The organism is Mesorhizobium sp. B2-4-6 (assembly GCF_006442775.1).
In the GTDB taxonomy this organism is placed as follows: Bacteria; Pseudomonadota; Alphaproteobacteria; order Rhizobiales; family Rhizobiaceae; genus Mesorhizobium.
Genome location: NZ_VFVI01000002.1, coordinates 173441 through 193194 on the forward strand (window position 1 = coordinate 173441; position 19754 = coordinate 193194).

A 19754-nucleotide genomic window follows, 5' to 3' on the forward strand; every position below is an offset into this window, starting at 1 on the left:
GAGCAGCCGACGCTATCGTTCTGACTCGTAAGGGATTTCGAGCACCATGCCATCATAGGCCGGCACCACGTGATCCGGCGTTTCGGCCATCACCGCGGCGTAGTCGAGCGGCACGTGCATATGCGTCAGCACGGCATTCCTCGGTGCCAGCTTTTCGATCCATTCCAGCGCCTGGCCGAGCGACAAATGGCTAGGATGCGTGTTGTACTGCAGCGCATCGATGACCAGCGTGTCGAGGCCGCGCAAACGCTCTGCCGTGGCGGTCGGAAAGTCGCTGATGTCAGGGCAATAAGCGAACCCGCCGACGCGGAAGCCCAGCGAGATGATGTCGCCATGAATCTGCGGCAGCGGCTCAAGGGCGAGGGCGCCCCCCTCGCCTTCGATCACCACCGGCTTCGCGTGGTCGATGATGTGAGCCTCAACGATCGGCGGATAAGAGCTGCCGGGTGGCGTCTCGAAGCAATAGCCGAACGCCTGGCGCAGCCGAAGCATGGTCGGCTCGTCGGCATGGACATCGATGCGATGGCGTTGCTCGAGCACGTAGCCGCGCAGATCATCAATGCCGTGGATATGGTCGGCATGCGGATGCGTGTAGACGACCGCGTCGATGCGCTTGACGGAGGCCAGCAGCATCTGCTCGCGGAAATCCGGCCCGGTGTCGATGACGACCGTGGTACGCGCGCCGTCGGCGGCAATACGCTCGACTAGCGCGGCCGTGCGCATGCGTCGGTTCTTCGGATTCTTGGGGTCGCAATTGCCCCAATCGCCGGTGATGCGCGGCGTGCCGGGCGATGAGCCGCAACCAAGAACGGTAAAGCGCAGCCGGTCGCCCATGCTTCAGCCTGCCGCCCTGTCGGGACGCGGCATCTTGGTGAACAACCGGAAGAAGTTTCCGGTGGTGATATCGGCGATCTCGGCCTCGCTGAGGCCGATGGTCTCGGCCAGCACCTTTGCCGTGTTCGCCACATAGGCCGGTTCGTTGCGTTTTCCGCGATACGGGACCGGCGCAAGGTAGGGTGCGTCGGTTTCGACGAGCAGCCGGTCGCGCGGGACATCGGCGGCGATGGCGCGCAATTCGGTGGAATTCTTGAAGGTCAGGATGCCGGAAAAAGAGACATAGCCGCCCAGCGCCACGCCGACTTCGGCCAGCCTGCGTCCGGACGAAAAACAGTGCAGAATGAAGGGGAAGGCGCCCTTCCCTGTTTCGTCCTCGAGGATCGCCGCCATGTCGTCGTCGGCATCGCGCGAATGGATGACCAGCGGCAGGCCGGTCCGGCGCGCGGCCGCTATATGGGTGCGAAAGCCTTGCGCCTGCGCATCGCGCGGCGCCTTGTCATAATAGTGATCGAGTCCGGCTTCGCCGATCGCCACCACCTTGGGATGGTCGGAAAGCCGCACCAGCTCGTCGGCGGTGACGTCCAGCTCTTCCGCGGCATTGTGCGGATGGGTGCCGACCGAGCAATAGACTTCATTGAAAATTTCAGCGATTTCAAGGATTTGCTGAAAGCGCCTCACGCGCGTCGAGATCGTCACCATGCGACCGATGCCGGCGGCGAGGGCGCGGGCGACGATAGCCGCCCGCTCCTCGGCGAAGTCCGGAAAGTCGAGATGGCAATGGCTGTCGACCAGCATCAGCTGTTGCCGTCCTGCTCGACATAGCGCGGAAACACGCCCTCCGGCGCCCGCAATGCCGCGCCGGGCACCAGCGCGTGGTCGGCGTGGACATGCTCGAAGGCGCGCTTGTCCGCCGGCACCGCCAACAGGTCGAGCAGCTTGGCAGCCGACCCGGGAACGAAGGGCTGGCAAAGCAGTGCCACACGCCGCACCAGTTCGGCCGTTGTCCACAAGACTGTTTCCATGCGCTCCGGGTCGGTCTTCTTGAGCGCCCAGGGCTCCTGCGAAGCGAAATAGCGGTCGGCTTCGGCAACAACGCCGAAGATCGCCGCCAGCGCCAGGTGGATGCCCTGCTCCGCCATCGCCCGGCGCGAAACGGCCAACGCTTCGATCGCCTGGTCGAGGATCGCCGCGTCGGCCTCGGCAAGGTCGCCGCGCGCCGGCACCTTGCCGCCACAGTTCTTGGCAATCATCGACAGCGACCGCTGCGCCAGATTGCCGAGGCCGTTGGCGAGATCGGCATTGGTGCGGTTGACGATCGCTTCATGGCTGTAACTGCCGTCCTGGCCGAACGGCACCTCGCGCAGGAAGAAGTAGCGCACGCGGTCGAGACCGTAATGTTCGACCATGGCGAACGGGTCGACGACATTGCCGACCGACTTCGACATCTTCTCGCCGCGGTTGAACAGGAAGCCGTGGGCAAAGACCCGTTTCGGCAGCTCGATCCCGGCCGACATCAGGAAAGCCGGCCAGTAAACGGCATGGAAGCGCACGATATCCTTGCCGATGATATGCGTGGCCGGCCAAAAGCTCCATTTCTGGGACTTGGTATCGGGATAGCCGGCGGCGGTGATGTAGTTGGTCAATGCATCGACCCACACATACATCACATGCTTGTCGTCGCCGGGCACCGGAACGCCCCACTTGAAGGTGGTTCGTGAGATCGACAGATCCTTCAGGCCGGACTTGACGAAGCTCATCACCTCGTTGCGGCGCTCCGCCGGACCGACGAAATCCGGCTGGCTTTCATACAGCGCCAGCAACTTGTCCTGATAGGCGGACAGCCGGAAGAAATAGCTTTCCTCCTCGTTCCATTCGACAGGCGACCCAAGCGGTTCGCGGCGCACACCATCCTCGCCGAGCGTGGTTTCGCTCTCGTCGAAATAGGCCTCCTGCCGCACCGAATACCAGCCGCTGTAGCGGTCCAGATAGATGTCGCCATTCGCGGCCATCGCCTTCCAGATCGCCTGGCAGGATGCGTAATGGCGTGGTTCGGTCGTGCGGATGAATTCGTCATTTGAGGCGCCGAGGGTCTCGGTCATCGAGCGGAAGATTGCTGAATTGCGGTCGGCAAGCTCTAAGGGCGTGATGCCTTCCTTCTCGGCCGTCTGCTGCATCTTGAGACCATGCTCGTCGGTGCCCGTGAGAAAGAACACGTCCTTGCCGTCCAGCCGCTGGAAGCGGGCCAGTGCGTCGCTGGCAATGACCGTATAGGCATGGCCGATATGCGGCTTGCCATTCGGATAAAAGATCGGGGTGGTCAGATAGAATTTTTCGCGTGCCATGGATGAAATCGCCATGAATGTCTGAATGGGAAGTGTGGCGGTGGATATCTCATCGAGACGGCGATTGCCATCCCGAGGACAAGGGCGCATTCACATTCGCATCGCAGAATTCAGGCGGTCGATCATGGTCAGGGCGTGCTGCTTCTTGTCGAGGTTATAGGTCTCGGCCTCAGATATCGTGTTCAACGCTTCGTGCCAAGCCTCGGACAGCGATTTGGCCCTGGCGAGGTCGCCGGCCAACGCCGCTTCGCTGGCGGCGGCCGAAAGCAGGTCGAGCGCGCGGCGATTGAAGATGTCGAACTGGATAGCCTGATCGCGTCCCGCCACCGCCTCGGCAAGGCGGTGGGCGCCGGCAATGTCGGGCTTCCTGGCCGCCACCAGCGTGTCGAGCGCGCCGGCGATCTCCAGCCCGCCATATTGGGTGAGCAGGATCGCGTTGCGGGCGCTGCCCCCTGCCCGCTCGGCAAGTGCTGCGCGCGCGGCCGGATCGTCCGGCGGCGGCGGCTCGACATTTTCCAGCACCGCCATCAGCTCGTCGGCGGCCAAGGGCGCCAGCCGCACCATCTGGCAGCGCGAGCGGATCGTCGGCAACAGGCTGCCCGGTGCATGCACCACCAGAATGAACAGGGTGCGCGCCGGCGGCTCCTCGAGATTCTTGAGCAAGGCATTGGCGGCGTTGGTGTTCATGTCGTCGGCCGGATCGACGATGACGACCCGGTAGCTGCCGTCATGCGAGGTCATCGACAGGAAGCGGCTGACCTTGCGGATCTCGTCGACGGTCAGCACCGTCTTGAAGCTCTTGGTCTTCTCGTTGGCCGGACGGGTGAGATGCAGCACCGAAGGATGCGCGCCGGTGGCAATCTGGCGAAACAGCGAGGAGGCCGGATCGGGGACGGCAAGCGTGTCGGGCGACGTCTTGAAATCCGGATATCTCAGGAGATGGTGCGCCATGTGAAACGCCAGCGTCGCCTTGCCGATGCCTTGCGGCCCGGCGAAAATCAGCGCATGCGGCAGCTTGCCGGCGCGGTAGGCGCCGGCAAGCATCCCTGCCGCCGTCGCGTGGCCGATCAGCCGCGGCGTTTCAGCCGGCTCAGGCACGCCGTCCAGCGTGTCGTGCTGCTCGGGGGCGATGCGTTCGAAGATCATGCCGGCGCCGTCTCAATCCTTTGCGCCGGCATCCGTTCTTCCAGCGCCGCGAAGACGGCGGCGGTGACGACATTTTCCACCGTATCGGGATCGGCGGAAGCGTCGATGACGATGCAGCGCGCCGGCTCCGCCTCGGCGATGGCGAGGAAAGCCTCGCGCCGCCGCCGGTGGATGGCCAAGGTCTCCTTTTCGAAGCGGTCGGCGGCGTCACCGGCGCCACGCCGCGCGGCCGCCCGCTTCAGGCCCTCAGCGGGATCGATGTCGAAGATCAGCGTCATGTCCGGCATCATGCCGTTGATGGCCACCGCCTCCAGCGCCTTCATGAAATCGGCATCGAGGCCGCCCGTGACCCCTTGGTAGACGCGCGAGGAATCGATGAAACGGTCGCACAGCACGATCGAGCCGCGCTCCACCGCGGGCCGGATGACCTGCTCGACATGGTCAGAGCGCGCGGCGGCGAACAGGATCGCCTCCATCTTTGGGCCGAACGGCTCGGCCGCCCCGGACAGGAGCACATGCCTTACGGCCTCGGCGCCGGGCGATCCACCCGGTTCGCGGCTGACCAGCACCTCGTATTTCTTGGCGCGCATGCGCCGCGCCAGCCGCTCGATCTGTGTCGACTTGCCTGCTCCTTCGCCGCCCTCGAAGGTGATGAAAAATCCGCTCGCCAATCGAGACTGCCTTTGCCCGTGCTGGCCGCTGTCATAGCTCCCGTCCGACAAAAGGTCCACGAACTTGCCCGATCACAAATGTTTCTGACGCAGCCAGCCGACAGCGAGTTCCTTGGCCGCGTCCAGCGCGCGCTCCGGCAGCGTGCCCACTTTCACCGACTCGGCGGCATAGAGCGGCGTCTGCTGGCTCAGCGTGTCGCCTATCCAAACGCGCAGTTCCCCGACCGGTTGCCCTTCCTCGACCGGCGCCGATACCGGACCCTGGTAGATGATCCTGGCGGTCAGCTTGTCGCGGTTGGCGATCGGCAGAAAGATGTCTACCGGACCTTTCGCTTTCAAGGCCAGGCCCGACTTGGCACCGCCGAAAACCTGCGCTTCGCCGACCACCTCGTCCTTGGCGAATATCTCGGTCTTCTGGAATGACCGCGAGCCCCAGTCGAGCAGCTTGCGCGCCTCTTCGGAGCGTTCGCGGTCATTTGCCAGTCCGCTGAGAGCGGCGATCACGCGCGTGCCATTGTGGCTGACGGTGCCGACCAGGCCGAAGCCCGCCTGCTCGCTGGCGCCGGCCACGAAGCCGTCGGCTTCGATGCCCATGGCGATCAGCGGATTGCGGTTTCTCTGCGAGATCTTGTTCCAGGTGAAGTCCGGCTGGCCGTAATAGTGGAAGAACTCCGGATAGTCGCGCCACAGATGCAGCGCCAGCATCGTCAGCTCCCGCACCGTCGTCTGCTGGCCGTCCGCCGGCAGGCCGGTCGAATTGGCGAAGGTGGATTTCGAGAGGCCGAGCTGGCGGGCGCGATCGGTCATCTGGGCGGCGAAATTCGCTTCCGAGCCCGCCATGCCCTCGGCGAGCACGATACAGCCGTCATTGGCGGCCTGCACGGTGACGCCCTGGATCAAATCCTCGACGCGGACCTCGGATTTGAGCTTGGCGAACATGGTCGAGGTCCCGGACGGCGCGCCGCCGGTGCGCCAGGCGTTTTCGCTGACGACGAAAGTGTCGTCGAGCGTGATCCGCTTCGACTTGATGGCGTTGAAGACCATTTCCATCGTCATCAGCTTGGCCATCGAGGCCGGCGGGATCGGCTTGTCGGGGTCCTTGGCGAAGAGCACGGTGCCGGTGTCGGCATCGATCATGAACGCCTGTGTCGCCTTGGTCTCAAAAAGCTGCGCGCACGCAGGCGCGGAGCAAAGCAGCGCCAGCACCAATCCCAGAAGGCTGGCGAAAGGTGGAAAAAGGCGCAATTGCATGAAATGTCGACCCAATCTGGGCAATGCCGGAAAGCGTGGAGCCACCCGGAATTGCGCAAAACTACCCCGCGGCCAAGCTATCAGGGTTTTTTCGACCGGATCAACGGGCCGCGCGAATTTGATCAGTTACGCACAGCCAGTGCATCCGGCGCGCCATGCGACCAGGCTGCCTGAAGCAGGTCGTCGATGCTGCCATGGCCGTCCGGATAGACGTTGACCGCATACCAGTCATTGCCGTCGAGCTCGGTGCGCTGGATCTCGGCCCGGCCGAACGGCTCGAGCGCCGCGGCCACGCGCTTTGCCTCCGCGGCCTCGTCGAAGGAGCCGGCGGCGACGTAGTCGGATGCGGGCGCCTGTTCCTGACGGTTTGATTTCCGCCACGACTGCAGGACATCGGCCGGCGACATGCCGCCGGCATCGAGCGCCGCAAAGACATCGGCGCGCTTTGCCCGTTCGTCCGCGTAAGACAGCGAAGCCATGGCGAAGGGCGAGTTCGACGGGAGCGTAAGATCCGGCCGCTCCGGTACGATCGGCCCGAAATCGGGCAGCACGACATCGCTAGCGCCCTGCACCGAGAATGCCACCGGCTGCACGGTCGGCTGCTCCGACAGGCCCGGCTGCGCGGCAAAGGCCTCTCCGGAATTGGTCAATTGGCCAGGGAACGGCACGGGGGCCGGCGGCGCGCCCGCCGGCAGGCTCGGCGACGGGCCGTTCATGGCCACCATCACGCCGGTCGGCAGGCCGTCCGAAGGATCTGGCCGGTTGTTGCCGGGATGGTACGAGGCTACCAGATACCGGTCGTCATCGCCGTCGAGCGGCGCGCGGCCGACATATTCGACTTTGACCCTGGCCGTGCCAACCTTGGCATAGTCGAGCATCTGCGCCGCGCGTTCGGAGACGTCGATGATGCGGCCTTCGTGATAGGGGCCGCGATCGTTGACGCGCACGATCACCGAGCTGCCGGTCTCCAGATTGGTGACGCGGGCATAGCTCGGCAGCGGCATCGTCGGATGCGCCGCCGTCAGATGCGTCATGTCATAGATTTCGCCATTGGCGGTCAGACGGCCGTGGAACGCATCGCCATACCAGGAAGCAAGCCCGACCTTGGCGTAGCCCTTGTCTTCCTTGGGATAGTACCACTTGCCGCGCACCTGGTAGGGCTTGCCGAGCTGGTCGCGGCCGCCGCCGCGCCGCATGAACTGGACACGCGGGCTCGCTTTCACGCCATATTCGGATTCGGCGAAATATTCCTTGGAGCGGGCCTTCTTGTGGACCATCCCTTTGGGTTCGGGCTGCGAGGCGCAGGCAGCCAGCAGCACGCCCGAAAGGGCGCACAGGGCGAAAACAGAAGCGCGACGAAGACGCGGGCGCGCCGAAATCTGCATGTTTTCGATTGTCCCCTACCGTGTTGTCACCCGACGGGGCCAGAAGTCGCCCGCCAGGCCAACACCTTGATCCCCAATCCCTTTTGCACAGGAATTGCTTATCACGATGTTAATCGATTATGGCCGCAACAGGGCGAGATTATGGCGAGAGGCGGTACCACCACGCTCGGAAAATCCGCGCTCTTCGAGAATGCCCTGCTGCCAACAACGTCGGCCCACAAGATCGACGGCATCAAATCCGAATAAGACCAAAGGTTGTCCGCTAGTCTGCCCGCGCATCTGACGACACCTGCTGGGCCGTCGCACGAGACAGCATGCCACGCTTCGTCAGCACGGGTTTCTCGTAGGTTTTCTTCATGATTGCCCCCTGTTTGAAATATTAGCAGATTGAGATTGACAGGCTCTTGACGGTACTGTCAATGCAACGAACCGGCTGTCCCCGGCTCCGCAAAACGATGGATTGAGCCGTTCCTGCGATTGACAGGTCTTTGCGCGTCGCACTAGAGCATGGGCGCTCCCGATCCTGTCGGCACGGCCTTTGGCACCAACAGGACGAAGCGCCTCGTGAAAATCACGATGGAGGGATGGCCGAGCGGTTTAAGGCACCGGTCTTGAAAACCGGCGTGGGCGCAAGTTCACCGTGGGTTCGAATCCCACTCCCTCCGCCACGTCAAGCGTCACCCATCTCGCGGGAAGGCATTCGCGGTTCGAGCTTCGCAGGATCGGCGCGATCCTCGGTCGAGTTTGGTCGCCAGTCCCCTCTACCAGTTCACCTTGAGACCGACATCGCCGCCATAGCTCTGCAAGCCGTCACCGAACTTGCCGTCGAAGGCGGCGAACATCGAGGTGTTTGAGCTCCAATTCATCTTCAGTCCTGCATTGACCGCAACCGCGTCCTCGGCGGCCGAGGCGCCTTGGATGACGAAGGAGGTGCCCGGAGCGGCCTGGAAGCTTGGCTTCACCGAGCGGTCCGGCTCGAACTCATGCACCCAGGCCGCGCGGCCCCAGGCCTGCAGCGACTGGCCGTCGCCGACGCCGATCGTGGTGTCGAGCTGCAGGCCCAGCGAGACCGGCAGCGAGGTGACGACGCGATGATCGAAGCTCAGCCCCAGCGCGCCGCCGTCAGGCGACGTCTCGTCGAAAGAGTCCATCGACAGGAATGCGAACTGCAGCCCGGCGAAAGGCGTGATCGCCCCTTCGCCTACCTGCTGCCGCCAGCCGGCCTCGACGTTGGTGCCGAAGCCGGCGCTCAGGAAGTTGCTGCGCCAGTTCTCCGGCGTGATGCCGGCCACCGGGTCGATCGGCGAGTCCGAACCGGGCACGGCCGTGGCCCGGTGGATGTTGTTGTTGTAGAGGCCGAAGGCAAGCGCGCCGTCGATATAGAACTGGTCCCATTTGCGCGTGACATAGGCGCCGGCCTGGGCGCCGACGATGTTGCCGGAAGTCTGCCGGTCGTCGACGGCAAATGAACCCGCCGAGCCGCCCAGCGCGAAGCCCACCAGCATGTCGCGATCGCCGGTGGTCTCCATGCCCGCGGCGAGATTGCCGCCCCTGTAGGTGGTGCCGGCGCTGCCCGCTGCCGCGTCGCCGCTGATCTCGCCGCCATTGCCGCCGGCGCTTGCCCAATAGCTCCAGCGCCGCTGGTCGGGCTGCAGGGCCTTGAATGGATTCTGTTTGGGTTTCGCCGGCTCGTCATAGGCCTGCGGTGCCGCGGTGACATCCGTCGGGTCGATACCCAGGCCAGTGCGCCAGAAATCGGCCTGGCGACCCATCGAGGCGAAGAAACTTGCATACGCGCCGAACTGCGGTTGCTCGACACCGGAAACGCCCTCGCCCGAGATCGAATCATAGACGGCGCCAAGCTGCTCGACCGTCGGAATGTAGAACAGCGCCTCGGCGATCTTCTGGAAATCCGGCGAGGTCGGGCCACTCTGGATGGCATTGACCGCGTTCGCGACCGGGATCTGGTTCCCGGTCAGGCCGGTGGGGGCGAAGGTTATGTCGACACCGAGATAGACATTGTTAACGTCAGGATACTGCAACTGATATTGCGCGACCGCGCTTTGGATCGAACTCAGCTCGAGTCCGGTATGCGCGACACCACCGTCGGCATGCAGGATATGGAACGTCTGGCTGCCTGGCTTCGCCGCGGCCGCATCCATGATGTTGAGGTCGATCGCGCCGCCGAGATCCGCGGCGCCGGCGACGTTGATGAGGTCGGCTTGCGGGTCGAGGTCGACGTCGAGCTTATAGGCGCCGGTCGAAGCCTGGTTCCAGTTGCCGACGAGGTTGGTCGTCATCACATTGTTGTCGCCGCCCGGCGAGAAATAGCCGCTGTCGGCGAACAGGTTGCCACTGCCGAGTTTGGCATCGGCGCCGGCATTGAAAGTGGCGTTGGCCGCATTGGTGAAGCTGTTGGCGCCTGCGCCGAGATCGAAGGAGCCGGTGACCGTGCCGTAATTGGCGACCGCCTCCTTGCCGTCGCCGGACAGGATCGCCCAGCCGCCAGCCGTGCCGCTCGCGGTCGCGATCGTGCCCTTGTTGCTGATCGTGTTGTTATTGCCGTCGATGATCCAGACGCCGACACCGATATGGCCCGCGTCGGTGGCGCCGCCCACGACCTTGCCGGCTGCGCTTGTCAGGTTGATGGCAATGTCGCCATTGCCGTCCACGGCCTTGCTCTGCGCGACGATGGCGTCGGTGCCTGCCGCATGGGTGACGACCGAACCGGTCAAATCCACGGTGACGTTGCCGGCCGTGCCGAGATAGGTCTGCGTCGTGTCCTTCTTGCCGCCATTGCTCTGGGCGAAGATGCCGATGGAGCCATCGCCATAGGTATCGATCGTGCCGGCATAGTCGACATGGACGATGCCGGAATCGCCGGCGTCGCCATTGCTGCCGACGGCCCAGTTTGTGACCGTGTGGACGCCCGGTATCAACTCGTTGCCGAGCGTACCGAGGATGCCGCCGCCGCCGCCGACCGACTGCGCGAAGATGCCCACCGAGGATGAGCCGTGGGTGATGATCGCGCCATTGCCCTCGACCGTGACGTCCTTGCCCGAACCGCCATTGCCGCCGCCCTGGCCGAAGGCCAAGCCGATGCCGAGGTTGAGCGCCGGTACTGGACCCAGGCCGTTCGCCAGCACACGATCGACGTTGCCGGCAACGCCACCGCCGCCGCCAACCGACTGCGCGAAGATGCCGTTGGAGGCCGCGCCGAAGGTCTCGATCTTGCCGTTGCCGTTGTTGATGACGTTGACGATGCCGCCATCGCCGCCGCTGGAGCCCTTGCCGCCGACGCCGACCGTGCCGGTGGCGCCGATATTGGCCTTGCCGCCGACACCGCCGCCGCCGCCCACCGACTGGGCGAAGATGCCGTTGGAATTGCTGCCCTTCGTGGTGATGTTGCCGGTGTTGGTGACCTCGACATCGCCGCCAGTACCTGACCCGCCGCCGTTGCCGCCAACGGCCGCGCCGAGCGCGCTGTAGATTTTGGTCTTGCCGAAGAGCACGTTGGCGATCAGCGCCGCCGGGACCGGGATCAGCTCGTCGGTGCCGAGGATGCCGTTGCCGCCTGCGCCGCCGCCGCCGCCGACGCTCTGCGCATAGATGCCGTCGGCAAGCGAACCGTTTGTCGTGATGCTGCCGTCATTGGTGACCGTCACGTGCCCGCCGTCGCCGGCCGCGCCGCCCTGCCCGCCGACCGCGACCGACATGGCGACGTTGATCAGCGCGTCCGGGGGTGCCTCGCCCTTGCCGACCAGCACGTTGATCGAATTGGCGCGGCCGCCGATGCCGCCGCCGCCGCCGATCGACTGCGCAAAGATGCCATACGCACTGTTGCCGGTGGTCACCGTATCGCCGGCGATGTCAATGTTGGTGGTGATGAGGCCGGTCTCGATGTTGCCGTGGTTGTTGACCGTGACGTCCTTGCCGTCGCCGGCGAGCGCGCCATTGCCGCCAATGGCCACCGAGATATTGGTGTTCTGCGCACTCGAACTGGTCGCGTTGGCCCAGCTTCCGACCGCCGTGATGGCATTGCCGCCATCGCCGCCGCCGCCGCCTGCGCTCTGCGCGAAGACACCGGCCGAATTGCTGCCATAGGTCCGGATGACCGCCCAGTTGTTGACTGTGACGGTCGAACCGTCGCCGCCGAGCGCGCCCTGGCCGCCGACTGTAACGCCGATCGACGCGAGCGGCAGGTTGCTGTTGTTGATGCCGAGATTGACACCGATCGCAAAGCCGCCATCGCCGCCACCGCCGCCGATCGACTGTGCCCGGACGCCGTCGGCGCCGAGACCGAAAGTGGTGATGGTGGAGCCGGGAACGATCGCGCCGAGCGCGTCCTTGCCCGCATCGACGATGACGGCGCCGCCGTTCCCGCCTGTCCCGCCTGTCCCGCCGACGGCGACTGATATATTGGCGCCCGGCCCCATTGAGCCGGAGCCCGCTCCGGCATAGCCGCCGGTGCCACCGCCGCCGCCGACCGATTGCGCCCAAATGCCGTGAGCCCCCGTGCCACGGGTGGTGATGTCGCCGCCATTGGTGACATGCACCGTGTCGCCTATGCTGCCATCGCCGCCGCTGCCGCCGACCGCGACCGAAACGGCGACCGCCGGGATCTCTTCCGGATCAGGCGAAACCGCGAGCGAGAAGGCGATCGCCCCACCGCCATTGCCTCCGCCCCCGCCGACCGACTGCGCGAAGATGCCATAAGCCTTGATGCCCGTGGTGCTGATATCGCCTTGGTTGTCGACTGTGACGGTGCCGCCGCTGCTTCCGTCGCCGGCATTGCCGCCGATGGCGGCCGATATCGCGCCGACCGCAAGCGCGCCTGCGATGGAGAAGCCGCCATTACCGCCGCCGCCGCCAATGCTCTGCGCGTTGATACCGATCGAACCGTCCGCATGGGTGATGATCGAGGAGGCGTTGTTGACTGTAACGGTCTTGGCGATGCCACCCGCGGCTCCCTTGCCGCCGAGGGTGACGGTCAGCGCGACAGCGCCGATCGTGCCGCCGCCGGCAAAGCCGCCATTGCCGCCGCCACCGCCGACCGACTGCGCGAAGATGCCGTAGGCCTGGAGGCCGTAGGTCTCGATCGTGCCGCCCGCGGTGTTGACGGTGACGATGTCGCCGCTGCCTCCGACGCCGGCAGCGCCGCCCATGGCGAGGCCGAAGTTGAATGCGCCGCCGCCGCTCACCGCGACGGCGCCGCCGCCATCGCCGCCGCCGCCGCCGACCGACTGCGCGAAGATGCCATAGGCGCCGTCGCCCTGAGTGGTGATGTCGCCCTTGTAGTTGACGGTCACGTCCTTGCCGTCGCCACCAGGGCCGCCTTTGCCGCCGAGCGCGAAGCTGGCGCCGGCGCCGGAGGTGCCGCTCGATACCGCGACCGCAAGGCCTCCCCTGCCGCCGCCACCGCCGACCGACTGCGCGAAGACGCCGTAGGCCTTGGCGCCTGTCACGACGGTTTGGCCCAGATTGTTGGTGGTGCGCGTGCCGGTGGCGATGTCGGAGGCGAGGAGGCCGCTGAGATTGCCCGGCGTGGCCACATGGTTGACCTCGACCGATCCGCCATTGCCGCCCTTGGCGCCGGAGCCGCCAATGGCGATCGCCACGGCTTCACCGACAGTATACGAGCCGCCGCCATTGCCGCCGCCGCCGCCCAGTGACTGGGCAAGAATGCCGACCGAATTGTCGCCGGTTGTCGTCAAGCTGTTTGAGGAGTTAACGGTGACGTTCTGGCCGTCGCCGCCCCCGCCCCCAGAACCGCCGATGGAGAAAAGGCCACCGCTGGAACCACCATCGCCGCCGCCGCCGCCGATCGACTCCGCCTGGATGGCGGTGCCTGCCGTCATGATGACGCCGGTATTGTTGACGGTAACCGTGCCGCCGTTGCTCGTGGCGCTGCCCTTGCCGCCAATTGCGACCGCGCCGCCGCTGTCGCCGCCATTGCCGCCGCCGCCGCCGACAGACTGAGCATAGATGCCGCGCGCCTTCGGTCCGGTTGTGAAAAGCGTACCGTCATTGTTGACAGTGACCGAGCCGCCGATGCCGCCCGCGGATCCGTCGCCGCCGATGGCGACGAGGCCACCGCCGTTCGAGCCCGAGCCGCCGCCGCCGCCGATTGACTGGGCCACGATCGCGTCAGCGCCCACGTCATGGGCGTCGGGATTGGTGCCGCCAAACGTTCTGATGATGGTCCCTGTCGCATTGTTGACGATGACGGTGCCGCCGTCCCCACCGGCCGCGCCGGTGCCGCCGATAGCGACGAGGCCGCCGACATCGCCCGCCGCGCCGCCGCCGCCGCCGATCGACTGGGCGAAGATGCCATACGCGCCGATGCCATGGGTGGTGATGTCGCCGCCCAGATCGTTGTTGACTGTGACGGTGGAACCGGTGCCACCGCCGCCGCCGAGCTTGCCACCGAGCGCGACGATGCCGCCCGCATCGCCGGCGTTGCCGCCGCTGCCGCCGAGCGACTGCGCCCAGATGCCATGCGATTCCTTCTGCGATGTCTCGATGACGCCGCTATTGGTGACGGTGACCGTGCCGCCATTGCCGCCTGAGGTAGCGGAGCCCGGTAAGCCGACGATGCCGAAGCTGTCGCCGCTGCCGCCCCCAGCGCCGCCGATGGACTGGGCAAGGATGCCGGGTGACTTCTGGCCGGTCGTGACGATGTGGCCGCTATTGATCACTGTTACCGCGCCGCCCGTGGTCGCCGGGCCGCCCGAACCGCTGGGGCTGAGGATGTAGCCGCCGCCGCCATTGCCGCCCTTGCCGCCCTTGCTGAGCGCAAAGATGCCGGGCGAATTGGTGCCGCCGGTGGTCAGGTCGACCGAATTGTGCAGCGTGACGGAGCCACCGGCGCCGGCCGCGCCGCCATCATAGGGGCCGAGCGCTCCATAGGCGTCCCCACCGTTGCCGCCATTGCCGCCGATGCTGGCGACTGTGACGGCAGGCGTGTTGTCGGCATTGTTCCCATAGGGACCATCGACGCCGCCGACCAGCGTGATGTCGACGGTCGGGCCGTTGCCGCCGGGGCTGCCGTTGGACCCGTCGTAACCGATGGTGATGCTGCCCAGCAGGCCAAGGTCGATATGGACGCCATAGCCATTGCTTCCGCCCGCGCCCTGCGTACCAACCTGACGGTTTACATAGACTTCGCCATTGGTGTTGCTGCTGCTGCCGCCGTTACCTGCGGAGCCCGCTGCGCCGCTGTTGTCGAAGATGTTCGGCTTATAGGCGTCGATAACCGTCGTCGGATGATTACTGTCAGTCTCGTTTTCGACCGTGAAATCGAGAATCAAATTGGTGACGGGGTCACGCGTTTCGCTAGTGACCTTATAGGTGATTCCACCTGAGACATACGTGTCGTTCAGCGCGGCCGGCGCATTTACCAGGATCGCGTTGTATTCGACGACCGATCCGACGGTAACCTTGGTGAGTGCCCAGCCGGAGCCGAGATCTCTGTCCACCGTCTCCAGCGCGCCGGTATCCGGGTTGGTGATCTGCTGGCCCACCACGATAGGAACGGCCACCGCCGCCTCCGCGCTGAACAACAGGAGCGAGGCCGCGACGGCGGCGATTGCAACTGGATCGTTATGACGGGCACGCAATACACGTCCCAGGCCGAACTTCGACCCTTTGGCCGTCTCGATCTTCGTCATTGCCGCAGTTCCCCCCGGGCCGTCCAACCAGCCCGTCCCCGTCCGGCCATGGCGTGACCCAAGGGAAGCGTGTTGTCAACTTCGCTCCAACCATCAATACCCGAGTGATTTCACGGATTTGTTATCGGCGCCAAGTAATCCGGCTTACGACTGGGTGTGATGAAAAGTATTGAACCATTTGGATTTCCTGATCTTTCCCGCGGGTAAATTCAGCCGATCGATGTCCCTGCCGGTCCTGCCATGCGACGCGCATGGCGCCCGCGCACGCGGCCGGATATGCCCCTGTCGGGGCTGACTTTTTCTGGGCATATCGCGACCCGATTGAAAGAGAGGCGCACGGACGTGGCGCCCCGCGCAGACCCGAGTGTTTCGCGAGCATTAGCGATTCTGCAAGTCGCAGCCGCCGAGGGTTGTGCGCCGGGTGCAGCGGTTGATGGACCGAAGCGGCTTCCGGCGCGCATTGGTGGAACGATCAACGGTTGGTGAAGCAGCGTTTATTTGATTTCTCAGACAAAATATGCTGCTTGTCGCGCCCATGAAAAAGCTCTGCCTGATGGTTCTGGCGTCGCTGACGCCGGTCTTGCCGGCCAAGGCGATGGACAATGCGTTGCGCGCCGGCCTGATGAAACTCGACCCGCAGACTCGCCTCGAGCAGCGCTGTGACGCCGAAGTGCTCGACCGCATCAGTCGCGACGACCGCAACTACAAGGCCGACCGCGTCGTGGCCTACGCCTTCGCCTCGCCGCAAATGAGCGCCGATGCCATCAAGAGCTCGGGCGCCGCCTTCCGCAGCAAGGGTCAATGGTACCGGCTGAAGTTCAAATGCCAGACCGCGCCGGACCATATGGAAGTGCTGCAGTTCCGCTACAAGATCGGCGACGAAATCCCGGAGTCCGACTGGGCGAAATATAATCTCTACGACTAGTTTTCGGCGCTATCCGCCTGCCGGCGACCACCTGAAATCCTTGCGGCTTGCGCTGCCGGCGTTGTTTTCCGGCGATGTCCAACCTGCGCCTTGACGCCGATGAGCCATGCCTTTAGGGCCGTCTCGGTAAGGGCTACGCTCATTTCAGGCAAGGATTTCTAGTCGATGGAAATATTCACTGCCGCAGGCCTTTCGGCTCTCCTCCAGGTCGTCGCAATCGATCTCGCGCTCGCGGGCGACAACGCGATCGTGATCGGCCTCGCGGCAGCCGGCCTTCCCGCGGATCAGCGCAAGCGCGCCATCCTGGTCGGCATCGCGGCAGCCACCGTCCTGCGCATAATCTTTGCCCTGATCACGCAATGGCTGCTGAGCATCGGCCCGATGCTGCTCATCGCTGGCGGGCTCCTGCTTCTGTGGGTCTGCTGGAAGATGTGGCGCGAGCTGCGCGTCAGCCACGAGGATGAGCGCGACGCGACAGAAGCGCTGTCGAACGGCGACTACAACAAGGATGGCAGGATCGCTGGCAAAGCACCGCGCAAGACCTTCTCGCAAGCCGCCTGGCAGATCGTCATCGCCGACGTCTCGATGTCGCTCGACAACGTGCTCGCCGTCGCCGGCGCGGCCATGAAGCATCCCACCGTTCTGATCATCGGCCTGGTGCTTTCGATCGCGCTGATGGGCTTTGCCGCATCCTTCGTCGCGCGCCTGCTGCACAGGTATCGCTGGATCGCCTATATCGGCCTGCTGATCATTCTCTACGTCGCGGTGAACATGCTTCTCGGAGGCGCCGTACAGCAGTTTCCCGACCATTTTGCCTTCCTGGCGCCGTGGTTCGGAACGGACGGCCACTGACGCCCTTTCAGGCGAGCGTTTGCCGCATCGCCTTTTCCTGGCCGGCTGACAGGTTTGCTTCTCTGCCGAAGCGTGCTATTGCGCCGCGCGAAATGGCTCAAAGCCGCGCGCCTAGGTCGATCTCCGGAGCCTGAGGCTCAATCCTCGATCTCGCTCTCATCTCTTGGAAAACAAAATTCATGTCCGCCCCACGCGTCAGTTTCGTCAGTCTTGGATGCCCGAAGGCGCTCGTCGATTCCGAGCGCATCATCACGCGGCTGCGTGCCGAGGGCTATGAGATCGCGCGCAAGCATGACGGCGCCGACCTCGTCGTGGTCAACACCTGCGGCTTCCTCGATTCCGCGCGCGACGAGTCGCTCAACGCCATCGGCTCGGCGCTGTCGGAGAACGGTCGCGTCATCGTCACAGGATGCCTCGGCGCCGAGCCGGAAGTCATCCGCGAAAAGCACCCCAATGTGTTGGCGATTACCGGCCCGCAGGCCTATGAGAGCGTGATGGCCGCGGTCCACGAGGCGGCCCCGCCCAGCCACGATCCCTATGTCGACCTGTTGCCGCCGCAGGGCGTGAAGCTGACGCCGCGCCACTACGCCTATCTGAAGATTTCCGAGGGCTGCAACAACCGCTGCACCTTCTGCATCATCCCGGCATTGCGCGGCGACCTCGTCTCGCGCCCGGCCGCGGATGTGCTGCGCGAAGCCGAAAAGCTCGCCAAGGCCGGCGTCAAGGAGATCCTCGTCATCTCGCAAGACACCAGCGCCTACGGCATCGACATCAAATACCAGACGTCGATGTTCGGCGATCGCGAGGTGCGGGCGAAATTCCTCGACCTCTCCGAGGAGCTCGGCAAGCTCGGCATCTGGATACGCATGCATTACGTGTACCCGTACCCGCATGTCGCCGACGTCATTCCGCTGATGGCGGAGGGAAAGATCCTTCCCTATCTCGACATCCCCTTCCAGCATGCCTCGCCGCAGGTGCTGAAGAACATGCGCCGTCCCGCGCATGGCGAAAAGACGCTGGACCGCATCCGCGGCTGGCGCGAGGTCTGCCCTGACCTCGCCATCCGCTCGACTTTCATCGTCGGTTTTCCCGGCGAGACCGAAGACGATTTCGAGATGCTGCTCGACTGGCTGGACGAAGCCAGGATCGACCGCGCCGGCTGTTTCAAATATGAGCCGGTAAAGGGTGCGCGCTCCAACGACCTCGGGCTGGAGCAGGTGCCGCAGGAGATCAAGGAAGCGCGCTGGCACCGTTTCATGCAGCGCCAGCAGAAAATCTCGGCAGCGCAGCTCGCCAGGAAGGTCGGCAAGCGCCTGCCGGTGTTGATCGACGAGGCGCATGGCGCATCGGGCAAAGGCCGCACCAAATACGACGCGCCGGAGATCGACGGCTCGGTGCACATCCAGTCGCGGCGGCCGCTGCGCGCCGGCGAGATCGTCACGGTCAAGATCGACCGCGCCGACGCGTATGACCTTTATGGCTCGGCGGTCTGACAGCCCACGCGAACCTTCGCAGTTTCACAGAAAAAGGGCGCCCGGGGCGCCCTTTTCGTTTCGGTTCCGCGGCTTGCCGCTTACTGCGGCAGCTTGTCGTCAATGCCCTTGACGTAGAAATTCATGCCGAGCAGCGTGCCGTCGTCGGCGACCTCGCCGTCCTTCAGCCAGGGCGATCCGTCCTGCTTGGAGACAGGTCCGGTGAAGGGGTTCCAGCCGCCGGCGATCTTCTTCTCGGTCGCCTCGGCCATCGCCTTCACGTCGTCCGGCATGTTGGTGTAGGGCGCGAGCTTGACCGCGCCGTCCTTGATGCCGAGCCAGACATTGTCCGGCTTCCAGCTGCTGTCGAGCGCCGCCTGGACGCGGCTGATATAGTATGGACCCCATTCGTCGGTCAGCGAGGTCAGCTGCGCGTTCGGCGCGAACTTGATCATGTCGGACGACTGGCCGAAACCATGCAGCTTGCGCTCCTCGGCGACCTGCAGCGCGGCGGTCGAATCTGTGTGCTGGACGATGATGTCGGCGCCCTGGTCGAACAGCGCCTTGGCGGCATCGGCTTCCTTGCCCGGATCGAACCAGGAGTTCACCCACACGATCTTCACCTTGAAGTCGGGATTGATCGATTGGGCGCCGAGGATGAAGGAGTTGATGCCCATCACCACTTCCGGGATCGGGAAGGAAACGATGTAGCCGGCGAGGCCCTTTTTCGATTCTTTTGCCGCGATCTGGCCGAGCACATAGCGGCCTTCATAGAAGCGCGCATTGTAGATGCCGAGATTGTCGCCGGTCTTGAAGCCGGTGGCATGCTCGAACATCACCTTGGGAAACTTCTTGGCGACCTTCACCTCGGCATCCATGAAGCCGAAGGAAGTGCCGAAGATGATCTTGCAATTCTCGCGCGCCAGGCGCTCGAAAGCGCGGTCGGCGTCCGGGCCCTCCGAGACGTTTTCGAGATACGCGGTCTCGACCTTGTCGCCGAGCGCCTTCTCGACTTCGAGCCGGCCCTGGTCATGCTGGTAGGAGTAGCCGAAGTCGCCGATCGGACCCGTGTAGACCCAGCAGGCCTTGAGCTTGTCGGCGGCCTGGGCGGTTGCCGCCAGCGACAGGGCCGCGGCCGTGGTCATCAACGCAATAAGCAGTTTTTTCATTGTGTTACCTCTCTGAGTTAAGCCTTGGAGCTTC

The 19754-nt window shown here is 64.7% G+C and carries 13 protein-coding genes and 1 tRNA gene; 4 read left to right on the forward strand and 10 right to left on the reverse strand.

Annotated elements, in window-relative coordinates; genetic code table 11:
- Nucleotides 1-12: 12 nt before the first annotated feature.
- From FJ957_RS06735 to FJ957_RS32060, 8 genes are all read right to left on the reverse strand, one after another.
- Nucleotides 13-834: an MBL fold metallo-hydrolase gene (locus FJ957_RS06735; protein ID WP_140829862.1), complete on the reverse strand. Its 822-nt coding sequence runs from the start codon at nt 832-834 to the stop codon at nt 13-15.
- 3 nt (nt 835-837) lie between these two features.
- Complete coding sequence (locus FJ957_RS06740; protein ID WP_140829864.1) at nt 838-1632, reverse strand: TatD family hydrolase; 795 nt, start codon at nt 1630-1632, stop codon at nt 838-840.
- Nucleotides 1632-3179 (reverse strand): methionine--tRNA ligase, encoded by a 1548-nt coding sequence (gene metG, locus FJ957_RS06745; protein ID WP_140829867.1) that lies wholly within the window; start codon nt 3177-3179, stop codon nt 1632-1634. The genes FJ957_RS06740 and metG overlap by 1 nt, the downstream gene beginning before the upstream one ends.
- A gap of 90 nt (nt 3180-3269) precedes the next feature.
- On the reverse strand, nt 3270-4325 hold the full coding sequence (locus tag FJ957_RS06750) for a DNA polymerase III subunit delta' (protein ID WP_140829871.1): 1056 nt from the start codon (nt 4323-4325) through the stop codon (nt 3270-3272).
- Nucleotides 4322-4996 carry a dTMP kinase gene (tmk, locus tag FJ957_RS06755; RefSeq protein ID WP_140829874.1) on the reverse strand — a complete coding sequence of 225 codons (675 nt, stop codon included), beginning with the start codon at nt 4994-4996 and terminating at the stop codon, nt 4322-4324. Before tmk ends, FJ957_RS06750 begins: the two co-directional genes overlap by 4 nt.
- A gap of 72 nt (nt 4997-5068) precedes the next feature.
- A complete protein-coding gene (locus FJ957_RS06760) occupies nt 5069-6247 on the reverse strand; it encodes a D-alanyl-D-alanine carboxypeptidase family protein (RefSeq protein WP_140829876.1) in 1179 nt (392 codons plus the stop codon).
- A 122-nt stretch (nt 6248-6369) separates the two neighbouring features.
- On the reverse strand, nt 6370-7632 hold the full coding sequence (locus FJ957_RS06765) for a septal ring lytic transglycosylase RlpA family protein (RefSeq protein WP_140829879.1): 1263 nt from the start codon (nt 7630-7632) through the stop codon (nt 6370-6372).
- 262 nt (nt 7633-7894) lie between these two features.
- Nucleotides 7895-7990 carry a putative RiPP precursor gene (locus FJ957_RS32060; RefSeq protein ID WP_210243236.1) on the reverse strand — a complete coding sequence of 32 codons (96 nt, stop codon included), beginning with the start codon at nt 7988-7990 and terminating at the stop codon, nt 7895-7897.
- A 220-nt stretch (nt 7991-8210) separates the two neighbouring features.
- Here FJ957_RS32060 and FJ957_RS06770 point away from each other — a divergent pair.
- Nucleotides 8211-8300: transfer RNA gene (locus FJ957_RS06770), tRNA-Ser, on the forward strand.
- A 93-nt stretch (nt 8301-8393) separates the two neighbouring features.
- Here FJ957_RS06770 and FJ957_RS06775 read toward each other — a convergent pair.
- A complete protein-coding gene (locus tag FJ957_RS06775; RefSeq protein ID WP_140829881.1) occupies nt 8394-15302 on the reverse strand; it encodes a hypothetical protein in 6909 nt (2302 codons plus the stop codon).
- A gap of 517 nt (nt 15303-15819) precedes the next feature.
- Between FJ957_RS06775 and FJ957_RS06780 the strand changes: the two genes are divergently transcribed.
- The 3 genes from FJ957_RS06780 to rimO all read left to right on the forward strand — a co-directional run bounded on the left by FJ957_RS06780 (nt 15820) and on the right by rimO (nt 18572).
- A complete protein-coding gene (locus tag FJ957_RS06780; RefSeq protein WP_181180516.1) occupies nt 15820-16227 on the forward strand; it encodes a DUF930 domain-containing protein in 408 nt (135 codons plus the stop codon).
- 165 nt (nt 16228-16392) lie between these two features.
- Nucleotides 16393-17079 (forward strand): TerC family protein, encoded by a 687-nt coding sequence (locus FJ957_RS06785; protein ID WP_140829884.1) that lies wholly within the window; start codon nt 16393-16395, stop codon nt 17077-17079.
- A gap of 179 nt (nt 17080-17258) precedes the next feature.
- Nucleotides 17259-18572 (forward strand): 30S ribosomal protein S12 methylthiotransferase RimO, encoded by a 1314-nt coding sequence (gene rimO, locus FJ957_RS06790; RefSeq protein WP_140829886.1) that lies wholly within the window; start codon nt 17259-17261, stop codon nt 18570-18572.
- Between the two features lie 80 nt (nt 18573-18652).
- On the opposite strand, the gene FJ957_RS06795 is transcribed toward rimO, so the two are convergent.
- Complete coding sequence (locus FJ957_RS06795) at nt 18653-19720, reverse strand: BMP family ABC transporter substrate-binding protein (RefSeq protein ID WP_140829889.1); 1068 nt, start codon at nt 19718-19720, stop codon at nt 18653-18655.
- Nucleotides 19721-19754 lie beyond the last annotated feature (34 nt).